The following is a 15,438-nucleotide window of genomic DNA, read 5'->3' on the forward strand; positions in this document are numbered from 1 at the left end:
GCAGCAGCGCCTCGGCCCGGCCCGCATCCGGCCCGCGCAGACGCGGCGCGAGATAGGGGTGCCGCGCGGTCAGCACCGAAAGCTGGCGGTAGCGCTGCAGCTCGCCGGTGAGCCGGTCGGAGGCCAGCGCCAGGTCCGAGGCGCCGCGGCGCGACATCTCCGACAGCGCGGCGCGGTAGCCCCAATGCTGCACCGCCAGCGCAAGCGCGGCCACCAGTGCCAGAAAACCGAGCACCCGCAGCGCCCGCCTGATCCGCGATCCATCCATCCGGGGCATTCTATCGCCTGCGCGCTTGCCAAGACCAGAGCCACGGGTCACGGTCTTGTCATGCAAAAGTTAACACAGTCCCCGACCGATGCCGCCTTCGTGCAGGACCCCTACCCGTTCTACGACCGGGCGCGAGCGGCGGGGCCGCTGTTCTACTGGACCGATTACGAGATGGCCTGCGCCGTGGGCCATGCCGAGGTCTCGGCGATCCTGCGCGACAGGCGCATGGGGCGAGAGGCGCCGGTCGAGCGCGCGCCCGAGATCCCCGATCACCTCGCCGCCTTCTACGCCTGCGAGGCGCATTCCATGCTGGAGCTCGAGCCGCCCGCCCATACGCGGCTGCGCAAGCTGGTGCTGCACGCCTTCACCTCGCGGCGGATCAACGCCCTCGCGCCCGAGATCGAGGCGCTGTGCCACCGGCTGATCGACGGGTTTCCGCAAGGCTCCTTCGACCTGCTCGACGCCTATGCGCGGCAGGTGCCGGTGATCATCATCGCGCGGCTCATGGGCCTGCCCGAAAGCCGGGCCGACGATCTTCTGGCCTGGTCCAACGCCATGGTCGGCATGTATCAGGCGGGCCGCACCCGCACCATGGAGGACGCCGCCGAAATGGCGACGCAGGCCTTTTGCGATTTTCTCGCGGTCTATGTCGCCGACAAGCGCCGCACGCCCGGCGATGACCTGATCTCGGAGCTGATCGCCGCCGAGCAGGAAGGCGAGAAGCTGACCACAGAGGAGCTGATCTCGACCTGCATCCTGCTCTTGAACGCGGGCCACGAGGCGACGGTGCATTCCCTGGGCAACGCGGTGAGGGTGCTGCTGGAGCAGGACCACCGCGAGATCGACGCGCCCTGCGTCGAGGAGCTGCTCAGGCTCGATCCGCCGCTGCACATGTTCACCCGCTGGGTCTACGAGGATCTGGAGATCTTCGGCCAGCGCTTCGCGCGCGGCGACCGGATCGCCTGCCTGCTGGGCGCGGCCAACCGCGACCCCGAAGCCTATGCCGACCCGCACCGCTTCGATCCCACCCGCAAGGGGCCGGCGCATATGGGGTTCGGCGCGGGCATCCATTTCTGTGTCGGCGCGCCGCTCGCGCGGCTGGAGATGCGGATCGCGCTCACCTCCCTGATGCGCCACTGCCCCGATCTCGCGCTGGTCGAACCGCCGCGCTATGCCGGGCTCTACCCGTTCCACGGGTTCGATCGGCTGATGGTGCGGGCCTTCTAGGAGAGTCGGCTTCGCACCTTTTCAGAGCGGCAGGCTCATCGCCCTCCCTCAGAGCGGCAGGGCAACGGTCGACTTGATCTCCTCCATCGACAGCAGCGCCGTGACGCTCTGCACCCGCACCTCGGCGATCAGCGCCTGGTAAAAGGCGTCATAGGCGCGCGCGTTGCGCACCCTGACCTTCAGGATGTAGTCGATGTCGCCCGCCAGCCGGTGCGCCTCCTGCACCTCGGGCCGGTCGCGCAGCGTGGCGAGGAACTTGGCCTGCCAGTCGGCCTCATGCGCGCTCGTGCGGATCAGCACGAAGAAGCAAGCCTCGAAGCCCAGCGCCTCGGCATCGAGCACCACCGTCTGCGGCCCGATGATGCCGCGCTCGCGCATCTTGCGGATCCGGTTCCAGACCGGGGTCTTGGAGGAGCCCACCGATTTGGCGATCTCGTCGAGCGACCGGCCCGCATCGCGCTGCAGTTCGATCAGGATCTTCCGGTCGATCTCGTCGGGTTGGAACGACATTCGCGGCCTTTCTTCATTCCGGAACGCATGTCCCACAAATCGCATAGGCAGGAACACGCATTCCTTATCTGCCCGTGCGGCTGGCCAAAAGCAAGACGGATGTCCTATATCAGCCTCAGAACACAGGACGGAGATCGCGCCATGCCCCGCAAGTTCACGCCCAAGGTCGTGACCGCCAACCGCCTTCTCGAAGGCGATGCCGTCTGGCTGACCGCCGACGGGCGCTGGACCCCGGACATGCGCGAGGCCGAGCTGATGGACGAAGAGGCCCATGCCGAGCTGCGGCTTCTTGCGGCGCAAAGCCAAGCCGATCTTGTCGTCGGCCCCTATCTGGCCGATGCCGTCGCGGGGGCCGCCGGCCCCGAGCCCACGCATTTCCGCGAGACCTTCCGCACCCGCGGCCCGTCGAACTACGCCCACGGCAAGCAGGTGGAGCTCTGAGCATGTATCACTACAACGACTTCGACCGCGCCTTCGTACAAGAGCGCGTCAACCAGTTCCGCGGCCAAGTGGAGCGCCGGATCGATGGCTCGCTCAAGGAGGAGGAGTTCCGCCCCCTGCGCCTGATGAACGGCCTGTATCTCCAGCTGCACGCCTACATGCTGCGCGTGGCGATCCCCTACGGCACGCTCAACTCCGACCAGATGCGCACGCTGGCGCTGCTGGCCGAGAAGTGGGACCGTGGCTATGGCCATTTCACCACCCGCCAGAACATTCAGTACAACTGGCCCGCGCTGAGCGACGTGCCGGACATGCTGCAGGCGCTGGCCGATGTCGGGCTGCATGCGATCCAGACCTCCGGCAACACGATCCGCAACGTGACCGCCGACCATTTCGCCGGTGCCGCGCAGGACGAGATCGCCGATCCGCGCCCCGTGGCCGAGCTTTTGCGCCAGTGGTCGACCGACCACCCCGAGTTCCAGTTCCTGCCGCGCAAGTTCAAGATCGCCGTCACCGGGGCCGCGCATGACCGTGCGGTGATCCAGGCGCATGACATCGGCATCCAGATCGTCGAGAACGCGAAGGGCGAGATCGGCTACAAGCTGCTGGTCGGCGGCGGTCTCGGCCGGACCCCGATGATCGGCAAGGTGATCGAGGAGTTCGTGTCGCAAGAGGACCTGCTGCCCTATTGCGAGGCGATCGTCGCCGCCTACAACCTGCTGGGCCGGCGCGACAACAAGTACAAGGCGCGCATCAAGATCACCGTCTTCGAGAACGGCCTCGACGCCTTCCGCGACGCGGTGAACGAACAGTTCGCCCGCACCAAGCCCGCCTTTTCGGGCGTGGACGTGAAACTCTTCGAAGAGATCCGCGCCCAGTTCGCGCCGCCCGCCTGGCGCAACGCACCGGTCGATGCCTATGACGCGGCCTACGAGGCCGACCCGCTGTTCCGCTCCTGGGCCGACACCAACCTCACCGCGCACCGCGCCGAGGGCTACGCCATCGTCTCCGTCTCGCTCAAGAAGCCGGGCCAGACGCCGGGCGACGCCACCGCCGAGCAGATGCGCGCGCTGGCCGATTTGGCCGATCTCTACGGCCACAACGAGCTGCGCATCAGCCACGAGCAGAACGTGATCCTCCCGCATGTCCACAAGTCGGACCTGCCCGCGCTTTACGCTCGCCTACGCGAGCACGACCTCGCCGCGGCCAACATCGGGCTGGTCTCGGACATCATCGCCTGCCCCGGCATGGATTACTGCGCGCTGGCCACGGCCCGCTCGATTCCCGTCGCTCAGCAGATCGCGCTGCGCTTTGAAGAGCTCAAGCTCGAGCACGATGTCGGCCCGCTCAAGATCAAGATTTCGGGCTGCATCAACGCCTGCGGCCATCACCACGTGGGCCATATCGGCATCCTCGGGCTCGACCGCGCGGGCGTGGAGAACTACCAGGTGACGCTGGGCGGCTCGGGCGACGAGACGGCGAGCATCGGCGAGCGCGCCGGGCCCGGCTTTTCGGCCGATGAGATCGTGCCCGCGATCGAGCGGCTGGTGCTTGGCTATCTCGACCTGCGCTCCAGCCCCGAGGAAAGCTTCCTCGCGGCCTATCGCCGCCTCGGGCCGGCGCCGTTCAAGGCGGTGCTCTACCCCGAGCAGGAGGCGAAACGGGAGCGGGCCGATGCTGCATGACACGCCGCATCGCATCGACGAGACCGTCGCCGATCTGAACGCCCGCTACCGGCACCACGGGGCCACGGCGGTGCTGGAAAAGGCGCTGGCCGAGCATGCGCTCGGCCGGATCGCCATGGTCAGCTCCTTTGGCGCGGAATCGGTGGTGCTCTTGCACCTCGTCTCGGTGATCGATCGCACCACCCCGGTGCTCTTCGTCGACACCGAGATGCTGTTTCCCGAGACGCTGGCCTACCAGCAGGATCTGACCCAAAGGCTGCGTTTCACCGACATGCGGACCATCAAGGCCCGCCCCGAGGCCTTGGCCGAGCACGACCCTGAGAATCTGCTGCACCGCTCGAACACCGATCTGTGCTGTGCCATTCGCAAGACCGAGCCGCTGCAGAGGGCGCTTTCCGGCTTCGACAGCTGGATCACCGGGCGCAAGCGCTACCAGGGCAAAACGCGCGCGGCGCTGGAGTTCTTCGAGAACGAGGACGACCTGCGGATCAAGATCAACCCGCTCGCGCACTGGACCAGCGCCGACCTGCAGGACTATATCGCCGAGAACCGCCTGCCGCGTCACCCGCTGGTGGCGCAAGGCTACCCCTCGATCGGCTGCGCGCCCTGCACGAGCAAGGTGGAGGCCGGCGAAGACCCCCGCGCCGGGCGTTGGCGCGACAGCGACAAGGAAGAATGCGGGATCCATTTCGTGAACGGGAAAATGGTGCGCGGCAAGCCCGCCGACGCTTGAGACCGACATGTCGGATCTGCGTATCTGAAGAAAGATGAACAGGGGCGCGGCCCCGAGAGGACGAGATGAGCGTGATCGTGACCGACAAGGGCTTTGGCCCCGATGATTTCGAAGGCGGCTTCGTGCCGCTGGCCGAGGCGGGCGCCGAGGACACCGCGATCGAGATCGCCCCCGCCGACGATGCCCGCGCTCTGGTGGGCCGGCTGGGCGAGATCGCGGCGATCCGCGTGACCTTCCCCGCCTTTTCCGACGGGCGCGGCTTTACCCATGGGCGCGACCTGCGTTCCTTGGGTTTCACGGGTCGTCTGCGCGCGGCCGGTCACGTGATCGCGGATCAATACGCCATGGCCCGGCGTTCGGGTTTCGACGAGGTCGAGATCTCCGACGATCTGGCCGAGCGTCAGCCCGAGGACCAGTGGCTGGCCCGTGCTGACTGGAAAGCCCACGACTACCAGGCGCGGCTGCGCGGCTGAGCCGCCTTTACCCCGCCCGCCCCCTCCCCTATTCGAGCCGAGCGAGAAAGACATGACCGAGCAAAGCCCAGTGACCCAGACCAACGCCGCCCGCGTGGCCCAATCCCCCGATGCGCAGGTCGTCACCGCCGTGCGGCACTACACCGACAGCCTGTTCTCGTTCCGGATCACCCGGCCGGCATCCTTGCGTTTCCGCTCGGGCGAGTTCGTGATGATCGGGCTGATGGGCGACAACGGCAAGCCGCTGATGCGCGCCTATTCCATCGCCTCGCCCAATTGGGACGAGGAGCTGGAGTTCTACTCGATCAAGGTGGCCGACGGCCCGCTCACCTCGAAGCTGCAGCACATTCAGGAAGGCGATCATGTCATCCTGCGCCCCAAGCCCGTGGGCACGCTGGTGCATGACGCGCTGATCCCCGGCAAGCGGCTGTGGCTCTTTTCGACCGGCACGGGCTTTGCACCCTTCGCCTCGCTCCTGCGCGATCCCGAGACCTATCAGAAGTTCGAGCAGGTCATCGTCACGCACACCTGCCGCGACGTGGCCGAGCTGACCTATGGCCGGGAGCTGGTCGAAAGCGTCAAGACCGACGAGATGCTGCGCGAGCTGATCGGCGAGGAGAACCTCGACAAGCTGGTCTACTACCCGACCACCACGCGCGAAGAGAGCGCCAAGATGGGCCGGATCACTCATCTGATCGAGAATGGCGAGGTCTTCGCGGATCTCGACGTGCCCGCGCTCGACCCCGAGACCGACCGGGCCATGGTCTGCGGCAGCCTCGCCTTCAACCTCGACATCAAGGCGCTTCTGGAAGGCGCGGGGCTGCGCGAGGGCGCCAATTCCGACCCGGCCGAGTTCGTGATCGAAAAGGCCTTCGTCGGCTGATCCACAGCCACATCGCATGAAAAAACGCCGCGCGGAGCGATCCGCGCGGCGTTTTTTCATGTCGCAAGATGCGCGGCCCGGTCACCCGGGCCACGCGAAGGGTCACTCGATGCCCAGCTCGGCGCGGATATCCTCCAGCAGCGAATCGCGGATCGCGGGGTAGCGGCGCGCGCGCTCCAGCGCGGTGGCCAGCTGCTCGCGACGGCCGCTCTCGAGCGCGCTGTCGGAGATCGCCTGCTGCACCGCCTCGTAATCGAAGGTCTCGGGCGCGAGCGCCTCCTCGAGGATGGCGAGCCCCTCGTTGGTGCCGGCGGCCTCGGTGCCGAGCGCCTCTTCGGCCTCCTGCTCCACTTCCTCGGCGAGGTTCACGTCGTCCATCAGGACCACCGGCTCGCTGCCCTCGGGCGCGGGGACGGTTTCTTCTTCGACTTCCTCGGTCAGCGCCTCGGTGTCGGCGGCGCCGCCTTCGGGCGGTGTGATTTCGCCCATCTCGTCGTTGGGCTCGATATCCGCGGCGGGCGCCTCGGCCTCGTCATCGACGATATCAGCGGTGGGGGCTTCGGCCAGCTGGTCGATGCCGCCGTCGTCGGTGGCGGAGTTCGTCGTGACCTCGGCGTCGTCGCCGCCCCAGATGCTTGTCACCACGACGACCGCGAGCACCGCGGCGACGATGATGCCGACAATCTTCATCATTGTGCTCATCCTTGCTGAAAATCCTGAACCTTTGTCGGCTCACATAGCACGGCCTATGGCAGAAGCCACCTTGGGAGGGAAGCACGGGACGCGTATTGGCCTTGTTTTGCGGCTTGAAACGCACTACCGGGGCGACTACCTTTCGCCCTACCCAATCGAACAACCGAAGGACTTGCACCATAGCCCGCAGACCACATAACGCGCCGCCCACGCGCGACACCGGCCCCCGGATCAATGATCGTATTCGCGTGGCCGAAATCCGACTGATCGGACAGAACGGCGAAAACATCGGCGTCGTCACGCCCGAGCGCGGCCTGACGCTGGCCGAAGAGGCCGGTCTCGACCTCGTCGAGATTTCGCCCAATGCCGTGCCCCCGGTCTGCAAGATCATGGATTTCGGCAAGTTCAAATACGAGACCCAGAAGAAAGAGGCCGAGGCGCGCAAGAACCAGAAGACCTTCGAGATCAAGGAGGTCAAGTTCCGGCCCAACACCGATTCGAACGACTACGGCGTGAAGATGCGCAACGTGCTGCGTTTCCTCGAAGGCGGCGACAAGGTGAAGGTGACGCTGCGCTTCCGCGGCCGCGAGATGGCGCACCAGGAGCTGGGCCGCGAGCTGCTCGAACGAGTTGCCAGCGACGTCTCCGAAATCGGCAAGGTCGAGAACATGCCGAAGATGGAAGGCCGTCAGATGGTCATGATGATCGGCCCTGTCCAGAAGTAGGACCGCGATCCGGCATGAGTGATGCGACAGGCCGCCCCCCGGGGCGGCCTGATGTCGTTTCACTCCCCTGCAATGCGGCGGAGTGAAAGCGAACGGGCCGCCCATGGGGCGGCCCGTCCTCGTTCATGGCCTGCGCATCACTGCGCCGAGGCGACCTGCTGCAGCAGCGGCGTGATCCGGCGCACCGTGGCGCGGCGGTTGGCCTCGACGCTCTGCTCGGAGTTCACTTTGAGATAGCGCTCGCCGTACCCCTGCACGACGAGGTTCTCGGGCGGAATGTCGAAGGTCTCGGTCAGCGCCAGCGCCACCGTCTCGGCGCGCCGGTCCGACAGCGCGAGGTTGTAGGCGTCGTCGCCCACCGCGTCGGTGTGACCCTCGATCAGGAACACCTCGCGCGGGTTCTCGGCCAGCCGATCCTCGATCAGCAGACCCAGATCGACCAGGGCCCCGGCCTGCTCGGGGCGCAGTGCCGCCGAGCCGGTGTCGAAGGTCAGCGTGTCGAGATCGATCGCCGGGACGAGCGCGCGCACCGCCTGGATCTCGCGCACCTGGCGCAGGCTGTAGCTGCGTCCGGTATCCACCACCTGCTCGGCGCGCAGCGCCGCCAGCAGCGCCTCGCGGTCGGAGGCCGAAACCGTGACCGGCTCGGGCTCCATTTCGCGCAGGCTGCGCACATCGACCGGCTCGGACTGGGCCAGATCGTCGAACAGCTCGACCTCGGTGCCGTCCGCGAAGATGCGGCTGCGGCGCAGCACCCGGCCTTCCGCGTTGCGGATCGTCACCACCTGGGTGCCGTCCTCGCGGGTGAGGGTGGAGCGCGTCGAGCCATCCGAGAAGGTCTCGGTCCGCAGATCGGCGCCGGGCTGGCGCAGCAGCGCGTCGTCGTCGCGGTAGATCTCGAGCCCGTCGTCGCCCTCGACCACCACACGGTCGCCCGTATTGGCGACGACCTCGCGGCCATTGTTGAGCAGCGAGCCCACGGTCACCGCGCCGATGCCAACGAGCAGCGCTTTTTGGAAGTTCGACAGCCCGTCGTCATCCTCGTCGGCCTCGATCTCGGCTTCGGCGCCGACGCTGGCCTCGAACTCCTCGTCGCTCTGGCGCGAGTTCTCCTCGTCGATCTCGGTCTCGGTGACTTCGCTCGCGGTCTGCGCATCCGCGCTGCTGGCGGCGGCGACGGCCTCCTGCGGCTCATTCGCGGTGGGATCGATCTCGTCCTGTTCGGCTTGGGCGCGGCGTTCGGCCCGGCGGGCCGCCCGCTTGGCCCGGCGCTCCGCGCGCTCCTCGGGCGTCAGCTTCGGCTGCGCCTCGGCTTGCGCTTCCGCTTCCGCGGTGGCTTCGGCTTCGGCTTCGAGCGCGGCCTGCTTCTCGGCCTTGCGCGCATCCTTCGCGGCCTCTGCTTCGGCCTCGGCCTGCATATCGGCCTCAGCCTGCTCGCTTTCGGCGGCAGCCTCGGCTTCGGCGGCGGCTTCCAGTTCGGCCTGCTTCTCGGCCTTGCGCGCGGCCTTGCGCGCCGCCTTCTCCGCCTTGGCCTGCTCGCTCTCGGCAGCAGTCTCGGCTTCGGCGGCGGCTTCCAGTTCGGCCTGCTTCTCGGCCTTGCGTGCGGCCTTGCGCGCCGCCTTCTCGGCCTTGGCCTGCTCGCTCTCGGCAGCAGTCTCGGCTTCGGCGGCGGCTTCCAGCTCGGCCTGCTTCTCGGCCTTGCGCGCGGCCTTGCGTGCCGCCTTCTCAGCCTTGGCCTGCTCGCTCTCGGCAGCAGTCCCGGCTTCGGCGGCGGCTTCCAGCTCGGCCTGCTTCTCGGCCTTGCGTGCGTCCTTGCGAGCGTCCTTCGCGGTCTCTGCTTCGGCCTGCACATCGGCCTCGGCCTGCGCATCGGCGGAGTCCGTCTCCGCCGCGGCGTTGCCGTCGGTCTGCCGTTCGGCCTTGCGGGCTGCGCGGCGCTCGGCCTGGCGGGCCGCCTTCAGCGCCTGGCGGATCTCCTTCTTGGTGCCTTCACCCAGAAGCTCCACCGACAGCCCGTAGGGCGCCAACAGCGCATCGTCCAGCTCGCCCGCCTCGGCGAGCGCCTGCAGCGCCTCGATCGGCAGCTCCAGCAGCGACGTGCCCGATTGCGGTTCCTGCGCACAGGGCGGGGCGGCGCCGTCGATGCAAAACAGCGGGCCGGTGACATCCGACTGCCCCGAAGCGCCCTGCGCCTGGGCAAAGCCCCCCGCATGGGGAAGAAGCAACGACAGGCTGGCCGCCAGTGCCGTGCCGGTTCGATAGGTTCGCGTCATTCGTATCTCCTCTCGGGCCGCGCGGCGTGATCCACGACGACGGCGTCGTGATGGCAACGCCTGCGGCACCTCACCGGGTTCCCTCCTGCCCGGTGGCTATGCAATAACACCCGCCCGACATGCGGCGACGCGGGCATAGGCCGCGACGATAAATGAGCACCCGTCTTGCCAACTTCCGCCGTATTCGCGCAAGATTTTGAACAGCCATGGGATGCCGCGTCGTGCATCCCCCAGCGACGGAGCGCCAGATGACCGACACCACGACCGTTCCGGATCTCGACCTGAGTGGCCTGTCCCCGGCGGACTGGCACGCGGGCCTCGACCGGATCGGCGAAGAGCACGGCTATTACGAACGGCTCGGCTCCGATCATGTGACGCTGTTCATCGATGCGGGGCCGCGGCTGCTGATCACCTTCGAGACGCGCGACGCGATCCGGCGCAGGCCGCGCGCCCTGCCGCGCGGGCTGGAGGGCTGGGCGCGCAACGGCTGGTCGGTGCTCTCGCTCGTTGCCGAGGGCGATGGCTGGTTTCGCACGCCGCGCGTCTGGGGCTATGTCGATCGGCTCGTCGACGAGGGCTTCTTCGAGGATTTCGAGCGGGTGCTGTTCTACGGCCACCACGCGGGCGGCTATGCCGCCGCCGCCTATTCGGTCGCCGCCCCCGGCGCGCGGGTGCTGGCGCTGCGCCCGGTGGCGACGCTCGATCCCGAGATCGCGGGATGGGACCGGCGGCACCTCTCCGCGCGGCGGCTCGATTTCACCAGCCGCTACGGCTATGCGCCCGAGATGCTCGACGCGGCCGCGCGAGCCGTCGTCCTGCACGATCCGCGCCATGCCGCCGATTCGATCCACGCGGCGCTGTTCCGGCGGCCCAATGTGACGACGCTGCGCGCCGCGCATTCCGGCACCCGGCTCGAACAGATCCTCGACCAGACCGGCGTCAGTCCCGCGCTTCTGGATCTGGCGATGGAAGACCGGCTCGACCGCGCCGCCTTTGCCCGGCTCTGGCGCGCCCGGCACGACAATGCGCTCTACCTGCGCGGCCTGCTGCGCCAGGTCGAATCGCTCGATCGGCCCGATTGGCTGGCGCAGCTTTGCCAAAGGGGCCTGCGGACCGGCGAGGCGGCCTATTTCGCCGAGCGGCTGCGCGCCCTGCCCGAGGCCGCCCGGCCCCGGCCCACGGCGGTGTCGCGCGCCGGCTGAGGCAGGGCGGCCCGCGGGGGCCGTGACCTATGGTCAGGCCCGGCAGCGCGGTGTAAGGCAAGCCCATGAAAGACGCACGCCCCACCTCGATCACCCTCCGCCGCCCCGACGACTGGCACCTGCACCTGCGCGACGGCGCGATGCTTGCTGCCGTGGCCCCCGAGAGCGCCCGCCATTTCGGCCGCGCCATCATCATGCCCAACCTCGTGCCGCCCGTCGTCACCGCGGCGCAGGCCGAGGCCTACCGCGAGCGCATCCGCGCGGCCTTGCCCGAGGGCTCGGGTTTCACGCCGCTGATGACGCTCTATCTCACCGAGGAGACCGACCCCGAGGACGTGCGCCGCGCCCATCGCGACGGCATCGCCACCGCGGTAAAGCTCTACCCCGCCGGGGCCACGACCAACTCCGCCTCCGGCGTGCGCGATTTCGACAAGGTGCGCCCCGTGCTCGAGACCATGGCCGAGATCGGCATGCCGCTGTGCGTGCACGGCGAGGTCACCGATGGCGCGATCGACATCTTCGACCGCGAGGCGGCGTTCATCGACCGGGTGCTCAAGCCGATCCGCCGCAGGACGCCGGACCTGCGCATCGTCATGGAGCATGTGACGACGGCGGATGCGGTGGACTACGTGCGTGACAGCCCGCGCAACCTCGCCGCGACGATCACCACGCATCACCTGATCATCAACCGCAACCACATCCTCGCCGGCGGCATCAAGCCGCATTACTACTGCCTGCCGGTGGCCAAGCGCGAGCGGCACCGCGTGGCGCTGGTGCAGGCGGCGGTCTCGGGCGATCCGCGCTTCTTCCTCGGCACCGACAGCGCGCCGCACAGCGATCCGGCCAAGCTGCAGCCCTGCGGCTGCGCGGGCATCTTCACTGCGCCCAACACCATGTCGTGCCTCGCCGAGGTGTTCGAGGCGGCCGGACGGCTCGGCGCGCTCGAAGCCTTCACCTCGCTCAACGGGCCGCGCTTTTACAGGCTGCCGCCGAACGAGGAGACCATCACCATGGTGAAGGGCGCGCCCGTCACCTACCCCGAGCGGATCGAGACCGGCGACGGCCCCGTCACCCTGTTCGACCCCGGTTTCGCGCTGCATTGGCGCGTCGAAGACTGACCCTCACGACGAAGAGATACCGATGATTCCCACCGGCTACCCCCCGAAGGACGAGATCGCGCGGCTGACGGCGCGCATGCTGCTGGAGATCGGCGCGGTCCAGTTCAACGCGACCGAGCCCTTCACCCATGCGAGCGGCAAGCAGGCGCCGACTTACGTCGATTGCCGCAAGCTCATCTCCTTTCCGCGCATCCGCGCCACGGTGATGGATTTCCTCAGCGTCTCGATCATGCGCGAGGCGGGATTCGAGGCCTTCGACAACATCGCCGGCGGCGAGACGGCGGGTATCCCCTTTGCCGCCATGGTGGCCGAGCGCATGGCGCTGCCGATGAGCTACGTGCGCAAGAAGCCGAAAGGGTATGGCCGCAACGCCCGGATCGAGGGCGAAATGCGCGAGGGCCAGCGCGCGCTTCTGGTCGAAGATCTGACCACCGATGGCGGCTCCAAGCTCAGCTTCGTCGAGGCGATCCGCGACACCGGCGCCACCTGCGACTGGACGGCGGTGATCTTCTACTATGGCATCTTCGAGGGCGTGACCGAATCCCTCGCCGAGCATGGCATCGGCCTCATCCACCTGTGCACCTGGTGGGACGTGCTGGCCGAGGCGCGCAATAGCGAAGCCTTCGACAAGGACACGCTCGACGAGGTCGAACGCTACCTGCGCAACCCCGGGGGCTGGGCCGCGGCGCGTGGCTGAGAGGTGACGGTCGGCTTGGAATAGCCGACCGATCTGCCCCTGCGTAAACCAGATGTTGACCCGAGGGGGGCACGCGCGCCAATATGTGGCAGGGCGCGGCTTCTCCACCGGTTTTCCACAGCCTTATACAAGTTGCGTCCCCGCCCCATCGCTGTCTATCAGCGTCGATACGCGCCGCGGGCACGGCGCGCGGGGCCATGGGGTAGATGCGATGAACGAGATCACGACATTCCGTCCGGGCGCGCTCGAAGAGGCGAAGCCGGACCAGATGCCGCATTCGATCGAGGCCGAGCAGCAGCTCCTGGGCGCGATCCTGACCAATAACGACGTGTTCGACCGGATCGCGATGATCGTGTCGAAGGATCACTTCTACGATCCGGTCCATGCCCGCATCTTCGACGTGGCGGCCCAGCGCATCGCCAAGAACGCGCTGGCCTCGCCGGTGACGCTCAAGACCTTTCTCGAAGACGACGAGGGGCTCAAGGAGCTGGGCGGACCCGCCTATCTCGCCCGCCTCGCAGGGGCGGCGATCTCGGGCTTTGCCGCGCGCGACTATGCGCAGATGATCTACGATCTGGCGATCCGGCGCGAGCTGATCGGGCTGGGGCGCGACATCGCCGACCGCGCCGCCAAGGTCGAGGTCTCCTCCGAGCCCAAGGAGCAGATCGTCGAGGCCGAGCAGAAGCTCTACAAGCTGGCCGAGCAGGGCAGCTCCGAGAGCGGCTTCCAGTCCTTCTTGCGCGCCGTCACCGACGCGGTGAAGGTCGCCAACGCCGCCTACCAGCGCGACGGCGGCCTCGCCGGCGTCTCGACGGGCCTCGTCGATCTCGACAAGAAGCTCGGCGGCCTGCACCGCTCGGACCTTCTGATCCTCGCCGGGCGCCCCTCGATGGGCAAGACCTCGCTCGCGACCAATATCGCCTTCAACATTGCCAAGGCCTACAAGCGCGGCATCACCCATGACGGCACCGAAGGCGCGGTCAACGGCGGCGTCGTCGGCTTCTACAGCCTCGAGATGTCGGCCGAGCAGCTCGCCGCGCGTATCCTGTCGGAGGCCTCCGAAGTGCCCTCCGAGCAGATCCGCCGCGGCGACATGACCGAGACCGAGTTCCGCCGCTTCGTCGATGCCGCCAAGCAGCTCGAAAGCTGCCCGCTCTACATCGACGACACCCCCGCCCTGCCGATCAGCCAGCTTGCCGCCCGCGCGCGGCGCCTCAAGCGGACGCATGGGCTCGACGCGCTTTTCGTCGACTACCTGCAGCTGGTGAAGGGCACCGGCAAGGGCGAGAACCGGGTCAACGAGATCTCCGAGATCAGCCAGGGCCTCAAGGCCATCGCCAAGGAGCTCGACATCCCCGTGGTGGCGCTGTCGCAGCTCTCGCGCCAGGTGGAAAGCCGCGAGGACAAGCGCCCGCAGCTCTCCGACCTGCGCGAATCCGGCTCGATCGAGCAGGACGCCGACGTGGTGATGTTCGTGTTCCGCGAGGAATACTACAAGGAGCGCGAGAAGCCGGGCGACCACGAGATGGACAAGATGGCCGTCTGGCAGGACGAGATGGAGCGGCTGCACGGCAAGGCCGAGGTCATCATCGGCAAGCAGCGCCACGGCCCCATCGGCTCGGTCGATCTGAGCTTCGAGGGCCGGTTCACCCGCTTTGGCAACCTGATCAAGCCTTGGCAGGACGGCGCCGCCCCGCGCGATTTCTGAAGCGGCCCCGCGCCGACCCCCTGTCTTGCAAGGGGCGTCATCGGATAACAGCCGGGTGGTGCTTGACCATCGCGCGTCCCCACCCTTCCTTGAAGCAAGGCCGGGCCCCGATCCGTCGGGGCGCGGTTGCGCGACAAGGAGACCCCGCATGACCCTGACCCGCCGCAGCCTGCTTCTCGCAGCCCTCTCGACGCCGCTGGCCCGCGGCGCGCTGGCGCATGACCGCGCCGCCCTGAACCCCACCGAGGTGCGCGTGCACCCCGGCCTCGCCCCGGGCGACATCTACGTGATCCCCGAGGATTACCACCTCTACCACATCCGCCGCCCCGGCATGGCGATGCGCTACGGCGTCGGCGTCGGACGCGCGGGGCTGGAGTTCAAGGGCGGCGCGGTGATCCAGCGCAAGGCCGAGTGGCCCTCGTGGCGGCCCACCGACGACATGATCGCGCGCGAGCCGGAGAAATACGCGAAATACGCCGATGGCGTGCCCGGCGGGCCGGAGAACCCGCTCGGTGCGCGGGCGCTCTATCTCTTTCGCGACGGGCGCGACACCTATTACCGCATCCATGGCACCACCAACCCCGAGACCATCGGCTCCTCGGTGTCGAACGGCTGCATCCGGCTGCGCAACGAGGACGTGATGGCGCTCTACGAGAACGTTGCCATCGGCACGCATGTCACGGTGGTCTGACGCGGCTCAGCCGATGCCGGGCACGTGTTCGATCATGAGCCCCCGGGCCTCGCGCAGCGGCTGCGGCAGATCGCGAGCCGCGCCGGGGGCGAGCAGCACGACCCGCGCGCC

At 68.0% G+C, this 15,438-nt stretch carries 15 protein-coding genes and 1 pseudogene; 12 read left to right on the plus strand and 4 right to left on the minus strand.

What is annotated here, in order from left to right; translation table 11 throughout:
• Nucleotides 1-277: pseudogene (locus NHG85_RS07985) on the minus strand (sensor histidine kinase); the annotation flags it as partial.
• A gap of 51 nt (nucleotides 278-328) precedes the next feature.
• Between NHG85_RS07985 and NHG85_RS07990 the strand changes: the two are divergent.
• The gene (locus tag NHG85_RS07990; protein ID WP_253331367.1) at nucleotides 329-1,495 is read left to right on the plus strand and encodes a cytochrome P450; all 1,167 of its coding nucleotides are present in this window, start codon (nucleotides 329-331) and stop codon (nucleotides 1,493-1,495) included.
• A 48-nt stretch (nucleotides 1,496-1,543) separates the two neighbouring features.
• Here the strand turns inward: NHG85_RS07990 and NHG85_RS07995 are convergent, their stop codons facing one another.
• The gene (locus tag NHG85_RS07995; RefSeq protein ID WP_017928309.1) at nucleotides 1,544-2,005 is read right to left on the minus strand and encodes an Lrp/AsnC family transcriptional regulator; all 462 of its coding nucleotides are present in this window, start codon (nucleotides 2,003-2,005) and stop codon (nucleotides 1,544-1,546) included.
• A 141-nt stretch (nucleotides 2,006-2,146) separates the two neighbouring features.
• Here NHG85_RS07995 and NHG85_RS08000 point away from each other — a divergent pair, with 141 nt between their 5' ends.
• The 5 genes from NHG85_RS08000 (at nucleotide 2,147) to NHG85_RS08020 (ending at nucleotide 6,220) form a co-directional block, all read left to right on the plus strand.
• Complete coding sequence (locus NHG85_RS08000) at nucleotides 2,147-2,446, plus strand: DUF2849 domain-containing protein (RefSeq protein ID WP_253331368.1); 300 nt, start codon at nucleotides 2,147-2,149, stop codon at nucleotides 2,444-2,446.
• Between the two features lie 2 nt (nucleotides 2,447-2,448).
• Nucleotides 2,449-4,131, plus strand: coding sequence for a nitrite/sulfite reductase (locus tag NHG85_RS08005; protein WP_253331369.1), 1,683 nt, complete (start codon nucleotides 2,449-2,451; stop codon nucleotides 4,129-4,131).
• Nucleotides 4,121-4,864, plus strand: a complete 744-nt coding sequence (locus NHG85_RS08010; protein ID WP_253331370.1) for a phosphoadenylyl-sulfate reductase — start codon at nucleotides 4,121-4,123, stop codon at nucleotides 4,862-4,864. The genes NHG85_RS08005 and NHG85_RS08010 overlap by 11 nt, the downstream gene beginning before the upstream one ends.
• Before the next feature lie 65 nt (nucleotides 4,865-4,929).
• The gene (locus NHG85_RS08015) at nucleotides 4,930-5,337 is read left to right on the plus strand and encodes a DUF934 domain-containing protein (protein ID WP_253331371.1); all 408 of its coding nucleotides are present in this window, start codon (nucleotides 4,930-4,932) and stop codon (nucleotides 5,335-5,337) included.
• Between the two features lie 52 nt (nucleotides 5,338-5,389).
• Entirely contained in the window at nucleotides 5,390-6,220 is an 831-nt protein-coding gene (locus NHG85_RS08020; protein ID WP_253331372.1) for a ferredoxin--NADP reductase, read from the plus strand.
• A gap of 102 nt (nucleotides 6,221-6,322) precedes the next feature.
• Here the strand turns inward: NHG85_RS08020 and NHG85_RS08025 are convergent, their stop codons facing one another.
• Complete coding sequence (locus NHG85_RS08025; protein ID WP_253331373.1) at nucleotides 6,323-6,913, minus strand: hypothetical protein; 591 nt, start codon at nucleotides 6,911-6,913, stop codon at nucleotides 6,323-6,325.
• A gap of 230 nt (nucleotides 6,914-7,143) precedes the next feature.
• Here NHG85_RS08025 and infC point away from each other — a divergent pair, with 230 nt between their 5' ends.
• Nucleotides 7,144-7,638 (plus strand): translation initiation factor IF-3, encoded by a 495-nt coding sequence (gene infC / locus NHG85_RS08030; protein WP_440339809.1) that lies wholly within the window; start codon nucleotides 7,144-7,146, stop codon nucleotides 7,636-7,638.
• A 137-nt stretch (nucleotides 7,639-7,775) separates the two neighbouring features.
• Here the strand turns inward: infC and NHG85_RS08035 are convergent, their stop codons facing one another.
• Nucleotides 7,776-9,911 carry an OmpA family protein gene (locus NHG85_RS08035; protein WP_253331376.1) on the minus strand — a complete coding sequence of 712 codons (2,136 nt, stop codon included), beginning with the start codon at nucleotides 9,909-9,911 and terminating at the stop codon, nucleotides 7,776-7,778.
• 248 nt (nucleotides 9,912-10,159) lie between these two features.
• On the opposite strand from NHG85_RS08035, the gene NHG85_RS08040 reads away from it, so the two are divergent.
• The 5 genes from NHG85_RS08040 to NHG85_RS08060 all read left to right on the plus strand — a co-directional run bounded on the left by NHG85_RS08040 (nucleotide 10,160) and on the right by NHG85_RS08060 (nucleotide 15,327).
• Nucleotides 10,160-11,113: a hypothetical protein gene (locus NHG85_RS08040; RefSeq protein WP_253331377.1), complete on the plus strand. Its 954-nt coding sequence runs from the start codon at nucleotides 10,160-10,162 to the stop codon at nucleotides 11,111-11,113.
• Between the two features lie 65 nt (nucleotides 11,114-11,178).
• Nucleotides 11,179-12,231 (plus strand): dihydroorotase, encoded by a 1,053-nt coding sequence (gene pyrC / locus NHG85_RS08045; protein ID WP_253331378.1) that lies wholly within the window; start codon nucleotides 11,179-11,181, stop codon nucleotides 12,229-12,231.
• 22 nt (nucleotides 12,232-12,253) lie between these two features.
• Nucleotides 12,254-12,928 carry an orotate phosphoribosyltransferase gene (locus NHG85_RS08050; protein WP_253331379.1) on the plus strand — a complete coding sequence of 225 codons (675 nt, stop codon included), beginning with the start codon at nucleotides 12,254-12,256 and terminating at the stop codon, nucleotides 12,926-12,928.
• A 211-nt stretch (nucleotides 12,929-13,139) separates the two neighbouring features.
• Complete coding sequence (locus NHG85_RS08055; protein ID WP_253331380.1) at nucleotides 13,140-14,636, plus strand: replicative DNA helicase; 1,497 nt, start codon at nucleotides 13,140-13,142, stop codon at nucleotides 14,634-14,636.
• Nucleotides 14,637-14,784: 148 nt separating this feature from the next.
• The gene (locus tag NHG85_RS08060) at nucleotides 14,785-15,327 is read left to right on the plus strand and encodes a L,D-transpeptidase (RefSeq protein ID WP_253331381.1); all 543 of its coding nucleotides are present in this window, start codon (nucleotides 14,785-14,787) and stop codon (nucleotides 15,325-15,327) included.
• Nucleotides 15,328-15,438 lie beyond the last annotated feature (111 nt).

Source organism: Limimaricola litoreus (assembly GCF_024159025.1).
Classification (GTDB): Bacteria; Pseudomonadota; Alphaproteobacteria; order Rhodobacterales; family Rhodobacteraceae; genus Limimaricola; species Limimaricola litoreus.